The organism is Propioniciclava soli (genome assembly GCF_014858005.1).
GTDB lineage: Bacteria > Actinomycetota > Actinomycetes > Propionibacteriales > Propionibacteriaceae > Propioniciclava > Propioniciclava soli.
This window is the reverse complement of the sequence record NZ_JACYOT010000026.1, coordinates 1-17,351: the sequence shown is the minus strand read 5'-3', so window position 1 is coordinate 17,351 and position 17,351 is coordinate 1. Positions and strand designations below refer to the sequence as shown.

At 65.5% G+C, this 17,351-nt stretch carries 15 protein-coding genes; 8 read left to right on the top strand and 7 right to left on the bottom strand.

Going from position 1 to position 17,351, the window contains the following annotated elements; translation table 11 throughout:
- The 3 genes from IFY26_RS17030 to IFY26_RS17020 form a co-directional block, all read left to right on the top strand.
- Positions 1-196: hypothetical protein (locus IFY26_RS17030; RefSeq protein ID WP_232550205.1), on the top strand; the 196-nt coding region annotated here is incomplete at its 5' end.
- 406 nt (positions 197-602) lie between these two features.
- Positions 603-1,301, top strand: coding sequence for a hypothetical protein (locus IFY26_RS17025; RefSeq protein ID WP_232550204.1), 699 nt, complete (start codon positions 603-605; stop codon positions 1,299-1,301).
- Positions 1,294-2,406, top strand: a complete 1,113-nt coding sequence (locus IFY26_RS17020) for an XRE family transcriptional regulator (RefSeq protein WP_232550203.1) — start codon at positions 1,294-1,296, stop codon at positions 2,404-2,406. The genes IFY26_RS17025 and IFY26_RS17020 overlap by 8 nt, the downstream gene beginning before the upstream one ends.
- Before the next feature lie 94 nt (positions 2,407-2,500).
- Here the strand turns inward: IFY26_RS17020 and IFY26_RS17015 are convergent, their stop codons facing one another.
- From IFY26_RS17015 to cmtR, 7 genes are all read right to left on the bottom strand, one after another.
- The gene (locus IFY26_RS17015; protein ID WP_232550202.1) at positions 2,501-3,331 is read right to left on the bottom strand and encodes a hypothetical protein; all 831 of its coding nucleotides are present in this window, start codon (positions 3,329-3,331) and stop codon (positions 2,501-2,503) included.
- Positions 3,332-3,402: 71 nt separating this feature from the next.
- A complete protein-coding gene (locus tag IFY26_RS17010; RefSeq protein ID WP_232550201.1) occupies positions 3,403-4,644 on the bottom strand; it encodes a Shedu immune nuclease family protein in 1,242 nt (413 codons plus the stop codon).
- A gap of 84 nt (positions 4,645-4,728) precedes the next feature.
- The gene (locus tag IFY26_RS17005; RefSeq protein WP_232550200.1) at positions 4,729-7,242 is read right to left on the bottom strand and encodes a DEAD/DEAH box helicase; all 2,514 of its coding nucleotides are present in this window, start codon (positions 7,240-7,242) and stop codon (positions 4,729-4,731) included.
- Entirely contained in the window at positions 7,242-9,248 is a 2,007-nt protein-coding gene (locus IFY26_RS17000) for a site-specific DNA-methyltransferase (RefSeq protein WP_232550199.1), read from the bottom strand. Before IFY26_RS17000 ends, IFY26_RS17005 begins: the two co-directional genes overlap by 1 nt.
- A 53-nt stretch (positions 9,249-9,301) precedes the next feature.
- Positions 9,302-9,910, bottom strand: coding sequence for a recombinase family protein (locus IFY26_RS16995; protein WP_232550198.1), 609 nt, complete (start codon positions 9,908-9,910; stop codon positions 9,302-9,304).
- Positions 9,911-10,143: 233 nt separating this feature from the next.
- Positions 10,144-10,746, bottom strand: a complete 603-nt coding sequence (locus tag IFY26_RS16990) for a cadmium resistance transporter (RefSeq protein WP_232550197.1) — start codon at positions 10,744-10,746, stop codon at positions 10,144-10,146.
- Positions 10,743-11,102 (bottom strand): Cd(II)/Pb(II)-sensing metalloregulatory transcriptional regulator CmtR, encoded by a 360-nt coding sequence (gene cmtR / locus IFY26_RS16985; protein WP_038992393.1) that lies wholly within the window; start codon positions 11,100-11,102, stop codon positions 10,743-10,745. The genes IFY26_RS16990 and cmtR overlap by 4 nt, the downstream gene beginning before the upstream one ends.
- 192 nt (positions 11,103-11,294) lie before the next feature.
- Here cmtR and IFY26_RS16980 point away from each other — a divergent pair, with 192 nt between their 5' ends.
- From IFY26_RS16980 to IFY26_RS16960, 5 genes are all read left to right on the top strand, one after another.
- Positions 11,295-11,867 carry a recombinase family protein gene (locus tag IFY26_RS16980; protein WP_232550196.1) on the top strand — a complete coding sequence of 191 codons (573 nt, stop codon included), beginning with the start codon at positions 11,295-11,297 and terminating at the stop codon, positions 11,865-11,867.
- A 375-nt stretch (positions 11,868-12,242) separates the two neighbouring features.
- Positions 12,243-12,875 carry a hypothetical protein gene (locus tag IFY26_RS16975; protein WP_232550195.1) on the top strand — a complete coding sequence of 211 codons (633 nt, stop codon included), beginning with the start codon at positions 12,243-12,245 and terminating at the stop codon, positions 12,873-12,875.
- 134 nt (positions 12,876-13,009) lie between these two features.
- Positions 13,010-14,827: a hypothetical protein gene (locus IFY26_RS16970; protein WP_232550194.1), complete on the top strand. Its 1,818-nt coding sequence runs from the start codon at positions 13,010-13,012 to the stop codon at positions 14,825-14,827.
- 53 nt (positions 14,828-14,880) lie between these two features.
- On the top strand, positions 14,881-16,890 hold the full coding sequence (locus tag IFY26_RS16965) for a hypothetical protein (RefSeq protein WP_232550193.1): 2,010 nt from the start codon (positions 14,881-14,883) through the stop codon (positions 16,888-16,890).
- A gap of 155 nt (positions 16,891-17,045) precedes the next feature.
- Positions 17,046-17,231 (top strand): hypothetical protein, encoded by a 186-nt coding sequence (locus IFY26_RS16960; protein WP_232550192.1) that lies wholly within the window; start codon positions 17,046-17,048, stop codon positions 17,229-17,231.
- The last annotated feature ends 120 nt before the right edge of the window (positions 17,232-17,351 follow it).

The following is a 17,351-nucleotide window of genomic DNA, read 5'->3' as shown; positions in this document are numbered from 1 at the left end:
CCCGTGGCTGGTCCGACGCCTGGTTGAGGCCCTCACCGCCCTCGACCCCACCGACGACGAGCGGGCCCAGGCCCGCACCACGATCCTCACCACCCTGACCACCACCAACCCGGAGATGGTCCGCCACTTGTTGGAGGACTTGCGACTGCTCACAGCGGCTTCAGAATTGCTCACGCTTCTGCCGCTAGAGAGTTGACCGATACGGCGTCGAGTCGTGCTGATCTGAGCGAGCAGTGGTGGGGGGACGGCGTCCAGAACCGACCGGTTGTCCGATCGTCGACAAGATGAGACGTACCTCCGCTCAGCGGTACGTACATGCGACGACCACCACGTGGGGAAAGTGAGACATCCACCGGCTTCTCGAACGAATCAGGTCTCGACCATCTTCGACCCTTCGGAAATGTCGGTCCCCTCCAAGATGATGGCCTTCATGACCTTGAAGGATTCGGGCTTGCCCGTCTAGGTCACCCTCGCTGGCAGTGGCGACCCGACGCATCTAGCGAGCGCTGCCCATCACTGAAGCAGCAGTGCGCGATTCATGTGGCATACTGAAGTCGGGCAGGCCGCCCGAGGCCTCAGCCAAGGCTCAAGGAGGCCAACTGATGGTTCCGAACTCTCCTACCCATGCACTCGGCGATCAATCCGACGGCGTCCGGGCCCTGATGATCGATGTCGTGCGCGACGCGCACGACCGCTTTGCCGCAGCGCACCAAGCTTCGGGAACAAAGTACGGGATGGCATTTGGTAGCCAATGGCGCGACCTCCTCGACGATGCTTGCGATGCACTAAGCGCGCGAGGGTTCAACTCCCACAAACTGCCTCCTGGCGGCCACAAGGTCGGCATCGTGAACGGCTGCCTGATCTACGTGTGGCGCGTCCCCGAGGACTCGAACGCGATCGCGAACTTCGCCTCCAGCCCCACGCGTCAGAACGGATTCTTTGCCCCCACGCCCCCGGCGATGCTGTGGGAGCCCACCTTCGACGAAACCATTCCCCTTGAATCGTCCGTCGACGCGGACGGCACGGAGTCCACTGCCACATTGATGGCTGCCGTCGACGACCCGATGCCAGTGGTGCTGATCTTGGTCCGCTCCGTTCCATGGCAGCTCCAGAAGATCGAGTGGGCAGTCGCGGGGCTCAACGCCGATGGAACGGTTGAGTTGCACGGCCTCGAGGCCATCTGGGAGCCGGAGCTCGACGCCGGCGATCCCACGTCCGACGTGGAGGCTTTCGACAGCGGTGCGCCGACCGAGCCTGTCGTGGAGCTCCAGAATCAGGATCGGCCGGGGCCCGATGCGTGAGGATCCGCCCAGCCTATTCGACCTGCCAGTTCCCACTGGCAGCAGGTTCGAGCCCGCCCGACTGACCCAAGCCCGGGTCCGGCTCGGCATCAGCAAGGCTGACCTCGCGGCCGAGGCGAGCGTCTCTCCGGCCGCTATTGGCCAGTACGAGGCCGGGATCAACTCCCCCCGGCCAGAGGTCATCGTGCGGCTCGCCAAGACCCTGCAGGTGCGCCCCGAGTTCTTCTCCGTCGGCCGCCCGTTGGCACGCATTGACAGCGTGAACCCGCATTTCCGTAGTCTTCGCGCGGCCCGGGTCAGCGACCGACAGAAGGCAATAGCCACAGCAACCCTGATCTGGGAACTCGCCTTTGCTTTGGAGCGCTACGTCAAGCTCCCTCAGGGCGACCTACCGAGCATCCCGACTGGCTCAACGCCTGCAGAGGCGGCGGCCATGCTACGTCACCACTGGAGCCTGCCGGATGGTCCCGTGAAGCACCTCGTTGCGACCGCTGAATCCCACGGCATCATCGTGGCGGTACGTCCCCACAGCGAGGTCGCCAACGTCGACGCCTTCTCGGTCATGATTCTCGAACGGGCGATCATCGTCACAACGCCTCGCCGGACCGAGAACGTCTTCAAGCATCGCTTCTCCGTAGCGCATGAGATCGGGCACCTCCTCCTACACGGCGATGTAACCGAGCCAACAGCCATGATCGAGAAGGAGGCCGACGCATTCGCCGCAGCGCTCCTGACCCCTGCGTCAGCGATGGACGCCACCCTGCCACAACGCCTCGATATTGCGGCACTGACCAAGCTCGGCCGAACCTGGGGTGTTGCACCAACATCGCTGGTCCGGCGCATGGTCGAGCGGGGCCGCACGACCGAGTCTTCGGCACGACGGGCGTACCAGCGCCTGTCCGCCGTTTACGACGGTCAGGCGGATCCAGCTGCTTCATACCCGGGGGAGGTGCCGACACTGCTGAAGAAGGCCGCCGAACTCGCCGGGGACCATGGCGCACCGTTGCCTGTACTCGCCGACGCGTTGAAGATCAGCCCGGTGCTGGTGCGCGACTTACTCGGGGAGCCGGATCAGCGGCCAGCCCTGCGGCTCATTGTGGGATAGCGACACGGCACCACGGTTCGAAGGCATGTGGCAGCGCCCGCCAGAGGGTCAGATCATGGGAGTGAGCCCTATTGAATCGCGGAGGAAGGCCACCCTATATGTCCCAGTCCGGTTGAGGCTCAATCCCGATCGCCGCGAGTTCCACCTCGTCCAGTTCCAAGCCACAGACACCACACAACAGCTCCATCGCAATTGCCCACTCCAGGCTGGTCTCGCCAGGCCCTTCGTACTCACCCCAGACGTCAAGTTGGCCCAAAAGCCACGCCTGACTGTCGCAGGCAGGGCAGCCAATCTGCTCCAAGTAATCGTGCCTCGGAGCCTTAGCTAGATCCTCCTTAGCCGCGCGAATAAGGGCCTGTTGCGTTGGATTCTTACCGTCGAACCAAGAGTGAAACCTATCGCCCGCCTCCTTGATCTTCTTCCTGGTGCGAACCTGCAGATCTCCGAATGCTTCTGCCATGACCTTCGCGACTTCCTCTCCCAAGAAGTCGTCCTCAGTGAGCCCGACGACTGGGAACACCATGCGAATCCATGCAGCAAGAAGATCCGGAATCTCGAGTTCGTCAGCTGGAGTGATGGCCATGTGAACGGCGCCGTTGCGGAGACTAAGGATCCTTCGCGCCGCCTCTGACTTAGGGCGACACGTGGCAGCCTCCGACATCTGAAGCGCTCGCATCGCAGCGATCGTTCGCATGTTCGCCATCGCGGTGGGATCGACAGACCCACCTAATCGAAGAACAGCGGCTTGGGACTCAAGATCGTTTGGTTCCACGAGTAGAGCAGGCGCAACTGCAGCAACTGTAGCCTTGCTGAGGAATTCGACGAACGCGCCGGCGTGGTACGCGCGCTCCAAGCCGACCGCCATGGCCTCGCCGTCGAATCCCATGAAGCAGCCACGTGCGTGGTGGACTGCGGCGTCGAGCAAGTGAGCCGCTAGGTGCGGTGCCGGACGCCCTGACAACCGAGAGGGGCCGAAGGGTTCCTGGCCCATGGACGTCATTGAATCCTCTCTTCATCGGGCTCGAGACTCACGATCCACTCGGCACGGGCTAGGAGTTCGTCGAAGGTAACCACCTCGGGCGAGTTGAGGCTTCGACGATATAGCTCAAAAGAACGAATTTTGTCCAACCGGTGACCTCCTTGATCACCAACGAACTCCGAGTGGGTACCGATCACGAGGAAGGACCTGGGCTGGTACAAGTACGTCCAGTCTCCTGGAACTTCCGCCCCGTCTGGGCCCAAACTCGCAATCCGATGTCCGATGTCGGAAATGGCCGCGTGTACTGTCGCTTGGACTTGGCTGACTCCCCCGGTCAGTTCTTTCGAAGGGGGCCAGCACCCTGGGCGATACTCTCGAGCTTCCAGCAGACCAGATCTCGCGGTCTTGAACTCCGCGAAGACCATTGAGCGAATGATGCCTGCCGTGCGGAGAAGGCCGTCGGTTCTCTTTCCTCGGCCCGAGATCGAGTAGCCACTGACCACTTGCTCAAGACGATCAGCGTTCCATGAAGTGAGAAACTGGGTGGAAAGACCCACTCCTAAGATCCATGGGTTGTCTTCGAAGAAGCGCTGCCAGACGGGCTCGTCTCCATGTGCGCCCAACCGTTCCCGTTCAGCTGCGAATGCGTCCTCATCCTGGAGGAGATTACGGAAGTGGGCCACTGCGGCCCGGCGACCAGCAGTGGCAACAATGTCCTTCGCATTCGCGTCCTGAGCGATCAGAGTCCTCAGGACCTCTGGATCCAGGTCGTAACCGGCGAGCGCAGTGGGATCGGCGAAGAGCCTGCGGACGACATCATCATCCAGTCTCGTTGTGAGCTCACCCTCGATCGGGAAGTAAGGAAGGTTGCGAAAGAGCTGCGCGAGCGCTTGGGCGTCTTCGCTTCTTAGGTGCAGCACGCTCCCAGCCTTGGTCGCGCCGTCCTTGGTGGTGGTCAACTTCTGAATCCATAGGTCCTTGATCCGGTCAGAAGACCCCGCCACCAGAAGCTTCACCTGCGAGCGACCAGCCGGGGACGACGCCACGGGCCAGACAGCGCCATCAACTTCGACGGTCCCAGATTCGCAGCCATCGCCATCAAAAACCTTGGTGATGAATCGAGCCGGCTTGCCGTCGTCGTCGGACCCTGACCGCTTCAATGGGAAGCCCCGGGAGACGTATGTGTGGCCGCTGAGTCGCCCCTGCATCCACGTCGTTTCATCGGCGTCATCGTCGAACGAGTCGAGGTCCCACGACACGGTGGCCATCCTTTCCCATCTGGATGGCCAGCGGGAGCACCTGACAGGCGTTACCGAGCCAGGGTCGGACCAGGTGCGTCAGTGTCATCGCCCGAATCCCTTCATCTGGTCCCACGATCCTTGCGCATCGCTAACGTCGCGCTCCGCCAGCAGCAGATAGTGCCACTCGACGTCCCGGACTTCAGGCGATGAGTTGACAACGTTTGTCCACCGGCGGGCGCCCCGACGTTTGCCAAGGACTTCTTCGGTTGTGATGTCTTTGTCAGCCTTGGTTTCGACGAGCCATCCGTGGGGGCGTCCGTCAATTTCCTCGATGACGACGAGGTCGGGGTTGTACTGACGTCCGTCTGCGGTCCAGGTGATCGGGATGTCGTTGCGGTGAAGCCGCGCCCAGACGATCACGCTCTTGGCCTCGTCGATCGCGTTCGCCGCTCGATACTCGGGCTTGGTGTCGAACCACGCGTTGGAGTACAGGTTGCGTTCCCAGCCGTTGAAGGCGACGTTGCGGTCAAAGCCGCCGTCCGGGTGTCCGTCGAGTTGGCGCTTGCGAGCGGCGCGGACCTTCTCGAGGGGGACGAGTTCCACCTTGTCCTCGTAGCTGACCTGGGCGTTGCTGGCATCGCGTAGCGCCAACGAGACTTCCGCTTGGAGGCGTTGCGCGCAGCGTTCCCCGAACGCGGAGAGGCTGGGCGCGGCGTCCTCGCCCATCGCGTCGATGACGCGCGCGACGATGCGTTGGGCTGCACCGATCTCCGCGGGGCGTTGCGCGACGCCCTTCACGGCCATGACGTGTTCCAGGAGCATCTGGCGGGATGCCTCCAGCGGGACGTCCATCACGAAGGTTGCGCTGATCTCGTCAGTCGCTGCCTCCACTCCGACCTTGACGGCACGATCGCTGACACGTTTGGCCACGATCTTGGTGCGTCGCAGGTCGGTGGACAGCTCGGTGGTGAGTGCTTTGCCGAGCCGGTCGAATCGTGTGTACTCGTCGGTGTCGATGTCGTTGAGGCTCACGTGGGCGGGCACCGGAACCGACTTCACCTTGGGGATCAGGATCGGTTCGCGGCCCACCAGAGGAAGGTACTCGCGAAGTTGAGCTTCGTCCTGCGCCTCATCGTCGGCTTGGGCTTGGCGGGTGTCGCTGTCGACGATGGACGTCGGCTGCGCCGCGCCGGGGGACGAAGGCGAAGCCGTAGTCCGACCGGACTGGGCTGCGAGGGGTGAATCGAAGCCGGGCAACACGTCAGCGGTGACTTCTTCGACCTTGGTGGTGACGGTCAATGTGCCGTCTGGTCGGGTGCGGGTTTCGGCGTAGGTGTAGTAGTCGACGAAGCTTTGATTCAGGACGTTCCGCTTCTCCAGCAGAGCCTCGTAGCGTTCGTGGGCGAGGACCTCGAGGGTGTCGAGGAACTCGATGCCTGTGTAGCTGCCGAACGGCAGCCGTAGGCCGCGCCCCAGGGTCTGCTCGGTGAGGACCTCGGACACCGAGGCTCGCATGGAGGCGACGACGTAGACGTTCTTGACGTCCCAGCCCTCCTTCAGCATTCCCACGTTGATGATGACTCGTACCGGCGAGTCGGGGTCTTCAACGGCGTCCAGGTCAGCAAGAGCCTGCTCCTTGGCGTCGCCGGTCAGTCTGGAGTGGACCAGAAGGGTGCGGTTCACCCAAGCGCCCCCGTCGAAATCGGCAGAGTCGAGTACGTCGCGGAATTCGTGAGCCTCTTCGATGTTGCGCGCTACTACGAGCATCACCGGGTTCACCGGATCGAGCCCGTTCTCCTCGCAGTATCGGCTCAGGACGCGTTCCTTCTTTCGCAGCAGGCTGACACCGTCAAGGAGCTTCGTCTCTGCGTCGTTGCGGTCGTCCCGCCGGCCGACCACGACGGGTGTCTTGACGAGTTGGTCAGCGATCGCCGCAGCCAGCGGGTATCGGTAGACGACCAACTTCTCGTCAGCCCTTTCCGGGGTCGCGGTCAGTCCTACGACGAGTTCGGGATTCAGCTCGCGAATGGTGCGAGAGAACGCTGGTCCGCGGTAGCAGTGGTGTTCGTCAGCGAAGATGACCAGGTCGTCCTGCCGTGCCAGCCACTCGTAGAATGACGTGCCCAAGCCCTCCTGGAACTCGTGGGTGGCTCGTCCCTCCCCCGTTGCAGACGTGAGCGCCTGCACCGTGAACACGTACACCTTGGTGCGCGTCGGATCCTCCATCACAGCACGAGTTGCGGGACTGTCGAAGTTGTCGGCGGTAACCAGGAAGGGCACCGATCGCATGCCCGGCGTAAGTGACTTCTTGTCGCCCGGAGTGAAGTTTCGGATCGTCTTGTTCCTGATCGTTCGGCCTGGCGCCATCACGAGAAAGTTGCGAGCCGGCGGGTCCGCCAACGCCAGGTACTCGATCAATCCGGCCAGAACGTATGTCTTCCCGACACCGGTCGCGGCGTCGACGATGCACTCGAACACACTGTCGTTCCCGTCGAGGTCGTAATGCAGCGACGTTCGAAGAAGGACGGTCTCGACAGCGCGCCGGTTCGTTTGACGAAGATCGAGCCGTTCCGCGACCTCGTCCAACAGTTCGCGGTCCACGTTCAGGTCGCCCATCAGCCCTCCTCCACTCGCTGCCCGCCGAACGGCGTCCTGTCGGCCTTGCTGCGCCGGTATGTGTCCAGCACGGCGCTCGGGATGCGGTAAACGCGCGAACCCGGACGCAATTCCTTCAACCGTGTTGCCGCACCGTCGTCGATCTGAGTGGCCCACACTTCGACGTTCTCACCGTCGGCCAACTGCTCGACGATGGCGTCGATGGTGCCCACGCCGACCATGCCGTCGATTACTGCGAGCCGTCGTCTGCCCTGCCGGCCTGCAAAGATGCCGTCGGGTTCGTAGCGCGCGCTGAGCTGGGCACACATTGCCTCGGACAGAGCGCCATGGGTCGCCCACTCGGCCAACATGACCATGCCACCGATCTCCTCGAACATCGAGGGTCCAACCTCGACGTGCGAGAATCCACCTCCGCCGTGCCAAACCACCGAGGTCACATCGTGTGTGCGGGTCGCGGCTCGGATGGACCGGAGGACGTCTGGCGTCATCTTCACAAACTCTGATTGAAGAACTCTGGTCAAGAGACGATTGAACTCGTGCGCCTGTGCGGCGCTCAGTCCGTCGGGCAACTCTACGTCCGAGTCAGCCTCCCGTCTGGTCACCCGGCTCACGCCCCCCGTATCTGTCCCCTCGATCACCATCCGTAAGCGAGGCTTGGTGAAGGCTTTCACCGTCGCTGCGTGGAGTTCGCTGGTGACCCAACGTCGTCCAAGCTTGTGCGCTACTGCGGCCGTAGTGCCAGATCCTGCGAAGCAGTCGAGCACGAGGTCCCCAGGACTTGAGGCGATGTGGATGATGCGCTCAAGCAGTTCCTCAGGCTTCGGGGTGGCAAAGACGCTTTGGTTTGGGAAAAGGCTGCGGACCTGGTTCTTTCCTCTCAGGGAGCCGCCAACCTCCGATGACTGCCAGAGGGTCTCCGGCACGCGGCCCTCGTCGACCAGGTGCTTCTTCCTCTGAATGCGCTCCTTCTCGATGTTCAGGAAGACCAGCTCAGGCCACATCCCCTCGGCGTGCCGCGCCCTCGCGCTGCGCGCCGAGTCCTCGACCGGGTCCAGGAGCATGATGGCTGGCACCCCGGCCTTCACCAGGTCCGGGGTCGTGCCGCAGATCATTGCCCTCTGGGTTTCGTCGCCGATGTCACGCAACTCGTAGTTCGCATACTCGTTCATCTGTTCGAGGAACCAGGACTGGGCTTTGCCCCAGCATCGGCCAGGTGTCGGGTACATGAGGCCGCCGGTGACTGGGTGTTGGATCGCATAGACCATAGGGTGGTTAGTCGCCGCCTTGCCCGCGGTGGCATCGCCATCGCGCCACGGCACCGGGTCACCGTCACGCGATCGGTAACGTGTCGTATTCGACGCAGCGAGACGAGCGACACGATTGGGCCGCCAAGCATCCGTGGCGCGGTAAACCAAGATGACGTCGTGGGATCCCGAGATCCCGGTGCTGTCGTTTCGGGGGGAGGTGACCTTCTGCCACACCACTTCAGCGACGAAGTTCTCGGATCCCAACTCCTCGTCCATCACGACGCGACAACGATGGACCTCGGTGTCATCTAGGTGGAGCCAAACCGACGAGTCCCGCGCCAACAGCGGCTTCAGCTGCTTCAGACGGTCTCGGAGCATGGTGAGCCAGATCGAGTGCTCGATGCCGTCCTCGTAGTTGGCGAAGGCTTGCCCGGTGTTGAAGGGCGGGTCGATGTAGACCAGCTTCACTTGGCCGAGGTACCGGTCGGCGTACTCCGGAATCTTTGCTAGTGCATCGAGGGCGTGCATCGCGTCACCCGTGATGAGCAGATTGTCGGAGGTGGGAGTCGGCAGCTCAGAGGGGCGTTCCGTCGGGGTAGGCGCTTCAACCCGGTCCACCTCATGCAATAGGCGGACCTCGGCTACGCGGCGGTCCGACGGGTCGACGAACGTGTAGTCGTAGCGGCCGTCGCCGGTGGACAGGAGCGTTTTGTCTTTGTTGGTCCACGTCAGTTCGAGACGCCCCTCATGCCTACCCATGGGAGCCACTCTGCCAGTCAGCACCGACAGCCTTTGGACGCCGTCTGGCCGTGCTACTGGTCATGTGGATCCTTCCGCGAGGCTGCTGGCACTTCCGCGGCCAAGCTCCGGTACAGCGTGGTTCGATCAACGCCGAGTTGCCGCGCGATGTGTGCCTTGGGGACGCCGAGCGCAATCTGCTCGCGAGCGTGCACCACTTGGTCTGGGGTCAGCGCGCGACGGCGGCCCGCGTACTTGCCGGCCTCTTTGGCGAGCTTGATGCCTTCAGCTTGGCGTTCGCGGATCAGGTTGCGTTCGAACTCGGCAAAGGAACCGAGGATCTGGAGCAGGAGTCGGCCCATGGGGTCTTGGTTGGCGCGGCGGTAGCTCTGCTTCTCCTTGAGGAAGGTGACGGCTGCGCCTTTGGTGAGGATCTCGTCGACGATCTGCTGCAGGTCGATGAGAGAGCGGGCGAGGCGGTCCATGGAGGCCACCAGGACGGTGTCTCCATCGCGGATGTAGGCCAGGCAGTCGCGTAGTCCGTTGCGGTCGGCGCGGGACTTACCGGTGATCTTGTCGTGGAACAGGCGGTCCACCTTGCCGATCGCTTCGAGCTGCCGAGCAAGATTCTGGTCAGTGCTGGAGACGCGGACGTATCCAACCGTCTCTCCGTGTGGCGGCATGTTTAGACCTTCGAGCAAGTGTGTGGCTTTGACCTTGCTGGGGACTCTAGCGCAACACTCAGCGGCAACGATGGAGGTGAGGCTGTGGCTTCGTTCGCTTGGTGGCGGGGTTTTTGCAGCGCTCCGTGGCGGTCTTGTTGCCGCGATCACGCAGGACTGGCTGCAGGTAGGTGTCGCGGTCTGAACCGAGAGGGGTGCGCCCGGTCGGGGCCGTTTGGATCGCTGCCGCTACGTCAGAGTCCGAAGGCTCCGCCGCTGACGAGGATCACGATGCCGAGGCCGATGAGAACGATGGGGAAGAGGATGTGCTCCCAGCGTTCGAGCACTTCGGCGATCGGGGGGCGGGTGGCGACGACCTTTGCCAGGGCCACCAGGACCGCGACGAGCGCGAGGAAGACGATGCAGTAGGCGACTACTGCGAGAGGTTCCACGCTGAGGAAGACAGGGGTGTAGACGCCGATGTTGTCGCCGCCGTTGGCAAGGGTGACGCCTGCGACTGTCCACACGCCGACCTTCTTGCCGGCAACCTTGGCCTCGTCGTCATCGTCGTCATCGTCTCCGCGCCAGGCCTGCCATGCGGCCCAGAGGCCGAGGCCCAGAGGGATGAGACCGAAGTACGGGATGGCTGCCGAGGGCAGGAATGCTCCGGCACCGATGGTCACTAGGACCGCGGCACCGAGGATGCCGGCGAATCCGAGGTACTGGCCGGCCAGAATGCGGGCGGTAGTGCCGCGCTGGCCTGCCCCTCGCGCGAAGAAGAGGGAGAGCACGATGATGTCGTCGATGTTGGTCGCTGCGAACAGGCCCATCGCCTGCAAGACCGAGGTGAGGATCATGCGCCCACCCCAGCTGCGTCGCATCCGGGAAGCGAGCAGGCGGGATCGATGCACGGGGCGTCTTCGTCCACTGCCAGGGTGGCATCGACCAGTGCCGTCAGCGCCTGCGCCAGGTGCGAATCGGCGATCTCATATCGTGTCCGACGACCCTCGGGCTCGGAGACGACGATCCCGCAATCGCGCAGGCATGCCAGGTGGTTGGACACGTTCGGGCGTGTCAGGTCCAGATCTCGGGCCAGTTCCGCCGGGTAAGCGGGATGGTCGAGCAGGGTCAAGATGATCCGGGATCGAGTGGGGTCGGCCAGTGCACGACCCAGGCGGTTCATCACGTCGAGACGCGAAGCAATAGTCAGCATGGACTGAACTATACAGCGCGCACTGAACACTCGGTCACAGGCGTCAGCCCAGATCGCATGCCCGTAAGGGGAACCTTCACCGTACGTCGAGAGAGCTTCCTCCTCGACGACTCCTTACGAGGGATCGCCATGTACGCAAGACCCGTACGGTGACATGGGCGGTGAAGGGAGGCTAACTGCAACAATGGGGACATGCATGTCGGCTACGCGCGCGTCTCGACTCTCGAGCAAGATCTCTCCGCCCAACGGGAAGCGCTTGAGCGCCTCGGAGTCGAGAGCAAGAACATCTACTTCGACCACGGCCTGACGGGAACGACCCGCGCCCGGCCCGGGCTGCGCGAAGCGCTGGCCGCGACCCGGGACGGCGACACCCTGGTGGTGACCAAGCTCGACCGGCTGGCCCGCTCGCTCCCGGACGCGAGGGACATCGCGGACGAGCTCACCATCAAGGGAGTGGCGCTCAGTCTCGGAGGCAGCGTCTACGACCCCAACGACGCCGTCGGCCGGTTGCTGTTCAACGTGCTCGGCATGGTGGCCGAGTTCGAGGCGGACCTCATCCGCCTGCGCACCCGCGAGGGCATGGCCATCGCCAGATCCAAGGGCAAGCTCAAGGGCAAGAAGCCCACGCTCTCGCCCTCTCAGCGCAAGCATCTGTTGACGTTGCACGCGGCTGGCGAGCACACCCAGGCCGAGCTCGCCGAGCTGTTCAACGTCTCCCGCACCACCATCTACCGCGAGCTGCACCGCACCACGGCGGACACCTGACCGCGCCTGCACCGCCACTGAGCGATCACAGAAGCCCGCCACCAAGCCATCACATCCACACACGGGAGGCTTGGGTTTACGTTCAAGCCAGCAGCCGTTTCGGGGCGTCCATGGAGTACACCCCGTTGGACACCCGATCAGCGGGCCGAGCGGCCCAACACAACATCAGGAACAGCGCGCTCATGCCGCGAGGTTCAAGCGCGTTTGGAGACCGATGGTGGCGGCGCGAGGTTGGGCACCGCTCGCCTCGCCGCCACGCTGCTCGGCGATTGCAGCCCCACCCGCCGTCGGAAGCGGCAGAATGTCGGGTATGCGACGGATGGACACCGTGTGACGCACGAGCTTGGCTTGCCTGTCACCCCCACAACGAGCCGAATGCAGGACGCAGTCCGGCTGCTGCTCCTCGTCGACGGCGCCGCTGAGCCACTCGGCGACCCGCCGCCACCTGCTGCGCCCGACGGGGCGGTCGGAGTGCTGCGTACGCAGGTTCTGCTGCAGAAGCTCGATTTCTGGCTCCGCAACCCGGACTACTTCGCGAACATGCTCCTTGACCGCTTCGAGGAGGGCGGTGACGTCGCGCTTCTGGATCATGCCGAGCGAATCCTGACGTCGGAGGAGCCGGAGGTCCGCCGATACCCGATGCTCCGTTACCGATTCGGCGCGTACGAGCCCCTCGACTCTGCACTGTCCGTGCTCGCCGGCGCGGGTCTGGTGTTCCGGCGTCGCGAGGGAACTCCTGGCAGGACCCGGCAGCATAACTACTACTTGACGGGGCTAGGCCGGCAGGTCGCCCGCGACATCGTCGCCCAGGAGCCTGTGCTGCAGTACTACGTCGACCGCGTGGCGCTGCTCGTTGAGGTGACCGCCGGGCGGGGCGGCACCGAGCTCAAGGATGAGCAGTATCTGCAGCAGGAATACGCCGACACGACGTACAACACCCGGATCGGGGCGATCTCGAGCCGGGTCCGCGGGCGCCTCATCGCGATCCGCCATGCGGGTGCCGCGTGACGGGGCCGCAGCACCCGCCGCTAGCCGGTCGGGTCGCGGCGCGCAGCGGGGCCGATCCGGCCCTCGTCGAGGCGGTTCTCGCTGCGCACGCGGTCCCCAACTCGCACGTGCCCGCGACCGTCCGGTCCCTGAGAGTGGCCCGCCTCCGGCTGCGCGGTTCGAAGGCCGGTCCGCAGGGCACCGGCCCGTTTGACGCGACGTTCGCCTTTCCCTCGGGGGTTGTTATGGCCGTCGGCGCGAACCTGCGGGGCAAGACGACGCTGCTTGAGGCGATTGCGCTGTGCCTGCGCGGCGAACCCCGCGAGCTCCAGCGAGACGTCGCCGCGTGGCTCAGCGACGTCGAGTGCGACGTCGAGATCAACGGAAGACCGACCGGATTCCGTGTCGCGATGCGCGATGGCGCGGTCGCCGGTGGTGCCATCCTGGAAGCTGACGACCTCGCCAGTCTGATACCCGGGTCGTCAGGATCCCGGAGCGTGCTGACGGCCGGCTCGGCCGAGGAGTACGCCCGCGCGGTGGATGCGTTCATGCTGGATCGCCTGTCGCTGGAGCCGCTACTCGCGGCGATCAAGACAGGCGGCGTGCAGACCCACCGGTGGGCGTCGTACTTCGGCGCGCTGTACCTGCCCGCAGGGCGCGACTCCGCCCTCATCGGCGAGACCGTCATGGCGGGACTGGCCGGACGGCTACTGACGGTGTTTCTGGACTTGCCCGGCGCTGCGCTACTCACCCGGGTGAAGGCCGCTCGCGACGCGGCGCGCAACCGCACGAAGGAGGACGCGGCTGCACAGGCGGCGGCGGCCGTAGCGCGTAACGCCCGCCGCGAGCAGCTCGAAGCGCTCGACCGTGCGCGCGCAGGGCTGGACCATCTCTCGCGGCGGTTGCCCGCGCGGTCGGCGTCCGCGGCCGCCGCCGACGTGACCGCGCTGGCCGGGCGGCTGGCTGACGCGGAGGCAGACTGGGCCGGCGCCAGCGCGCTGTGCCGGCAGGCCCGCGCGGCCCGACAACACGACGAACGAGCGCTCAACGACTACCGTGAGTCAGCGGTCGCGTGGGCGCTGTTTCATGGCCTCGACCCGGCGGCTTGCCCCAGGTGCGAAGCGCCGGTCGCCGCCGAGCGCAAGGCTAGGGAGGCGGAGAGCCACGCCTGCGCCGTATGTGCGCAACCGATCGCCGCCGACGATAACGTCGAGGCCGCGCGCGAAGCCGAAGACGAGCTGGCTGCCGCGGTCGAGGCGTCATCGAGGGCCGAGGCTGCCGCACTTGAGGCGCTTGAGCGCGCCCAGGCGGAGGCTGCCGAACTCTCGGAGCGACTTGCGGAGGCAGAGGCAGAACTCCGCCAGGCAAGGGAAGCCGCCGAGGTCGACGAGCGCACTTCGCTAGAACTCGCTGTCGCTCGTGCGGAAGGAGCGCTCGCCGTCTTGCCCAAGGACGACCTCGCGCCGGTCGACCCGGCTGATGCGGTCCTCGCCGCGCTCGTCAAAGAGCTCGAAGACGACCTCGTCGAGGCGTCCCGCGAGTTGTTCGACGAGCTAGGCGAGGAGATCGCCGTCTTGGCGCGCAGCTTCGGCATGGAATCGGTGACCGAGATCCGGATCAACCGCTCGGCGGCGCTCAAGGTTGCCAAGGGCGGCACCGAGGCGGGCGGGTTCTCCGCGCAGTCGCCCGGCGAGCGGCTGCGGCTGCGGATCGCCACGGTCCTCGCGCTACTGCGCGTCGGTCACCGGCGGGGCATCGCGACGCATCCCGGGCTGTTGATGTTGGACAGCCTCAAGGCTGAGGAGGTTCAGGACTCGGATGCCGCCGCGCTGTTGGACGCGCTCGTGGGGGCCGCCGCGGACACGCCCGGGCTGCAGGTTCTGACGACGTCCGCGGACCAGTCACTTCCGCTGGGAAGGTTGCCGCAGGACGCGGTCATCGCCCCGACCGGTCACGACGAACCGCTCTGGTGATTGATCCGACCGGCGGGCGTAACAGGAGGTGGCGCGGCGTGGACCACCCATTAGTGATCGCGCTCCTCGACGCCGAGCATGCTGGCCGGACAGCACACCCATCCGCACTGGGCAGCGCCGACGACGCCGGTCCGGTCCTCGCCGCGCTCGCCAGCGACCCACTCGCGCCGTTGGCCGCCCGCGCGCTCGTCTCGGCGTCAGACGCCGACCCAAACGACTGGCGCGATTTCGTGCGGGAGTTCGCGGCCGGCCTCGATCTGCAGACGAGCGTGCTCGCGCTTCAGGAGTCCGTCGACGCGTTGCTCGGCGGCCCCGCCGCGGCCGCCGCCGGACCGGCACTCCACGACGCGATGCTCGCCGGCCTGGACGACGTGATCGGCCGCGCACCGATCGTCGCTGCGGCGAGGCTGGAAGCGGCGGTCAGGACCGCTATCGCCGGGCTCGCCCGGCCATTCCTGGTCCTCGACCGGCTCGCAGCGCCGCCAGACGCGTTCCCCGAGGACTACGTCGACGCGCTTCCCAGACTAATCGGGATCGCGCTGGAGGTGTGGGGGGCTGATGACAGGGTCGCGGAGCCGCTGACGAGCGTTCTCAATGCGCTCGCTGGGACGCCCGCCGAAGGCGACGCGGCGCATGAACTCGCCTGCCGTCAGATGCGCCGCGCGCTGTCCACCGCGGACGCGTCCGCCGCCGTCGACGGCTTAGCCGACGCCGCGGCGATGTTCTCCCGCGCGCAGGCGCTCGACGGAGAGCGGGATGACTCCGCCGCGTACGGCGCCGGATGCGAGGCGGTGATCGCGTTCGCCCGCGCCGACTGGGCCGCAGTCGCAGCCTCGGCCCAGGTGCTGGCTGGCGTGATGTCTCGCCGAGCCGCGTGGCACCTAGGCGTCCATCAGCCCGCCTGGCGCGCCGGTGCGGAGGATGCCGAGACGGCGTGGCTGGCGTTCGTCCTGGACCTGCGCCAGGCGGCCGATCGGCTTGGCGAGGAAAGCTGGCTCGACGCAAGCGCCGCGGCCGGACAGCTCGCCGCGGTGTACGAGGCCGAACGCGCCATCAACCCGGCTCCGGGAGTTCTCGCCGCGGTCCGGCCCTCGGTTGCCAGCGGCGTCGCCCGCAAGGCCGTGCTTCTCGGCCAGCTCGAGCGCATGGTCGCCAACGACCTCGCGAGCGGGGATCCCGTCCTGCCTCCCGCCACCGCCGACGTCCTAGCTGCCGCGCGCGTGGCGGCGGCCGAAGGCACATCCGCCGCCAGCTGGCGAGAAACCGGCCGTGGCGCTGCGATAGAGCGCGTCCGCAGGCTCGCGCCGTCGTTGCTCGCACTCGGCGACGACGTGTGTCAGCAACTCGCGGGCCTCGACGACGAAGTGCTCCATTCTGCCGAGGCCGTCGCAGCCCCCCTTCAAACACGGTCTACTGAGCATCCCACACTGGCGCGGATGCGTGACTCCGTCGTCGCCGCCCTTGAGGTCAACCCCCGATTCGTCGGCGAGGCCAGGGTCGCGATGACCGCGCTCCTCAAGCGCACGCTGTCGTTCCTGCTCGACCGCTACGACCGCGGCGGACCGCTCATGCACGGCATGAAGAACATAATCAGCGTCCCGCCGAAGGGGGAGCCGCTGCCGGTCGAGGCGGACCTGCAGTACGAGTTCTACGTGTGGCTCGCCGGCCCGTGGGAGTTCGCGGGCCGGGTGCGGGCCGAGCGCTCAGGCATCGCGACCGGCAGGGCTGACATCACGGTCAGGTTTGGCGACATCGAGCTTGTGACCGAGGTGAAGCGCGAACTCGCCGACGCGACGCCACAGGCGCTCGAACGCAGCTACCTCGGTCAGGCAGCGGAGTACTCCGGATCCGGCGAGCCGTTCAGCCAGCTCCTCGTCTTGGACGTGACCGACCACTCCGCAGGCGTTCGCCCGCTGCCCGACCTCGCCTGGGTCGCCGAGCGCAGGGCTGATCCTGGCGCATCGCCGCAGCATGTCGTCGTCGCTGTAGTTGTCGGTAACCGCCCTACTCCCCGGCGAGTCAAAGGTCCGTCAGCCACCGAACGCTCCCCCGAGTCACCGTGAAGGGCATGGCCGAGTGTGTCGTCGGCAAAGGCTATCTAGTCACGTTCCCGGAGGACCGCCCGGAGCCTTATGAAGGCATTGCTCGGGCGATCACCCCCGATGTCCCGCAGCACTACCGTCGGACGGGTATCAAGGGGAGAATCTAGAGCCGCGACATGCTGACCCAAGTGGCGCTCGATCAGCGTCAGGGCGGCGCGGACGTCGACCAGCTGCTCAACGTTGGCGACACCATGGCGCGCGAGCTGGTACCAGCGCATGCGATGACTCTTAGGGTTCAGGGGGTCGGCCAATGCAAGCCCCTGAACCGGGGTACCAACCGGACCCACATCAGAAGTCGATGACCGACCCTCACATCCGTGTGCCCCGGGCCTACCCTGTTGGTGCCCTTCTAGCTGACACCCCCCACCATTCCGAGGAGCCGATCCGTGGTCCGCTGTGCAGTGCGTCTGTTCGTCCGGCGG

Bases quoted from the DNA above. Each gene is read 5' to 3' on its own strand.
- IFY26_RS17000 (WP_232550199.1), bottom strand. From the start codon at position 9,248: ATGGGTAGGCATGAGGGGCGTCTCGAACTGACGTGGACCAACAAAGAC.
- IFY26_RS17005 (WP_232550200.1), bottom strand. From the start codon at position 7,242: ATGGGCGACCTGAACGTGGACCGCGAACTGTTGGACGAGGTCGCGGAA.
- IFY26_RS16995 (WP_232550198.1), bottom strand. From the start codon at position 9,910: ATGCCGCCACACGGAGAGACGGTTGGATACGTCCGCGTCTCCAGCACT.
- IFY26_RS16960 (WP_232550192.1), top strand. From the start codon at position 17,046: ATGCTGACCCAAGTGGCGCTCGATCAGCGTCAGGGCGGCGCGGACGTC.
- IFY26_RS17020 (WP_232550203.1), top strand. From the start codon at position 1,294: ATGCGTGAGGATCCGCCCAGCCTATTCGACCTGCCAGTTCCCACTGGC.
- IFY26_RS17025 (WP_232550204.1), top strand. From the start codon at position 603: ATGGTTCCGAACTCTCCTACCCATGCACTCGGCGATCAATCCGACGGC.
- IFY26_RS16980 (WP_232550196.1), top strand. From the start codon at position 11,295: ATGCATGTCGGCTACGCGCGCGTCTCGACTCTCGAGCAAGATCTCTCC.
- IFY26_RS16990 (WP_232550197.1), bottom strand. From the start codon at position 10,746: ATGATCCTCACCTCGGTCTTGCAGGCGATGGGCCTGTTCGCAGCGACC.
- IFY26_RS16975 (WP_232550195.1), top strand. From the start codon at position 12,243: ATGCAGGACGCAGTCCGGCTGCTGCTCCTCGTCGACGGCGCCGCTGAG.
- cmtR (WP_038992393.1), bottom strand. From the start codon at position 11,102: ATGCTGACTATTGCTTCGCGTCTCGACGTGATGAACCGCCTGGGTCGT.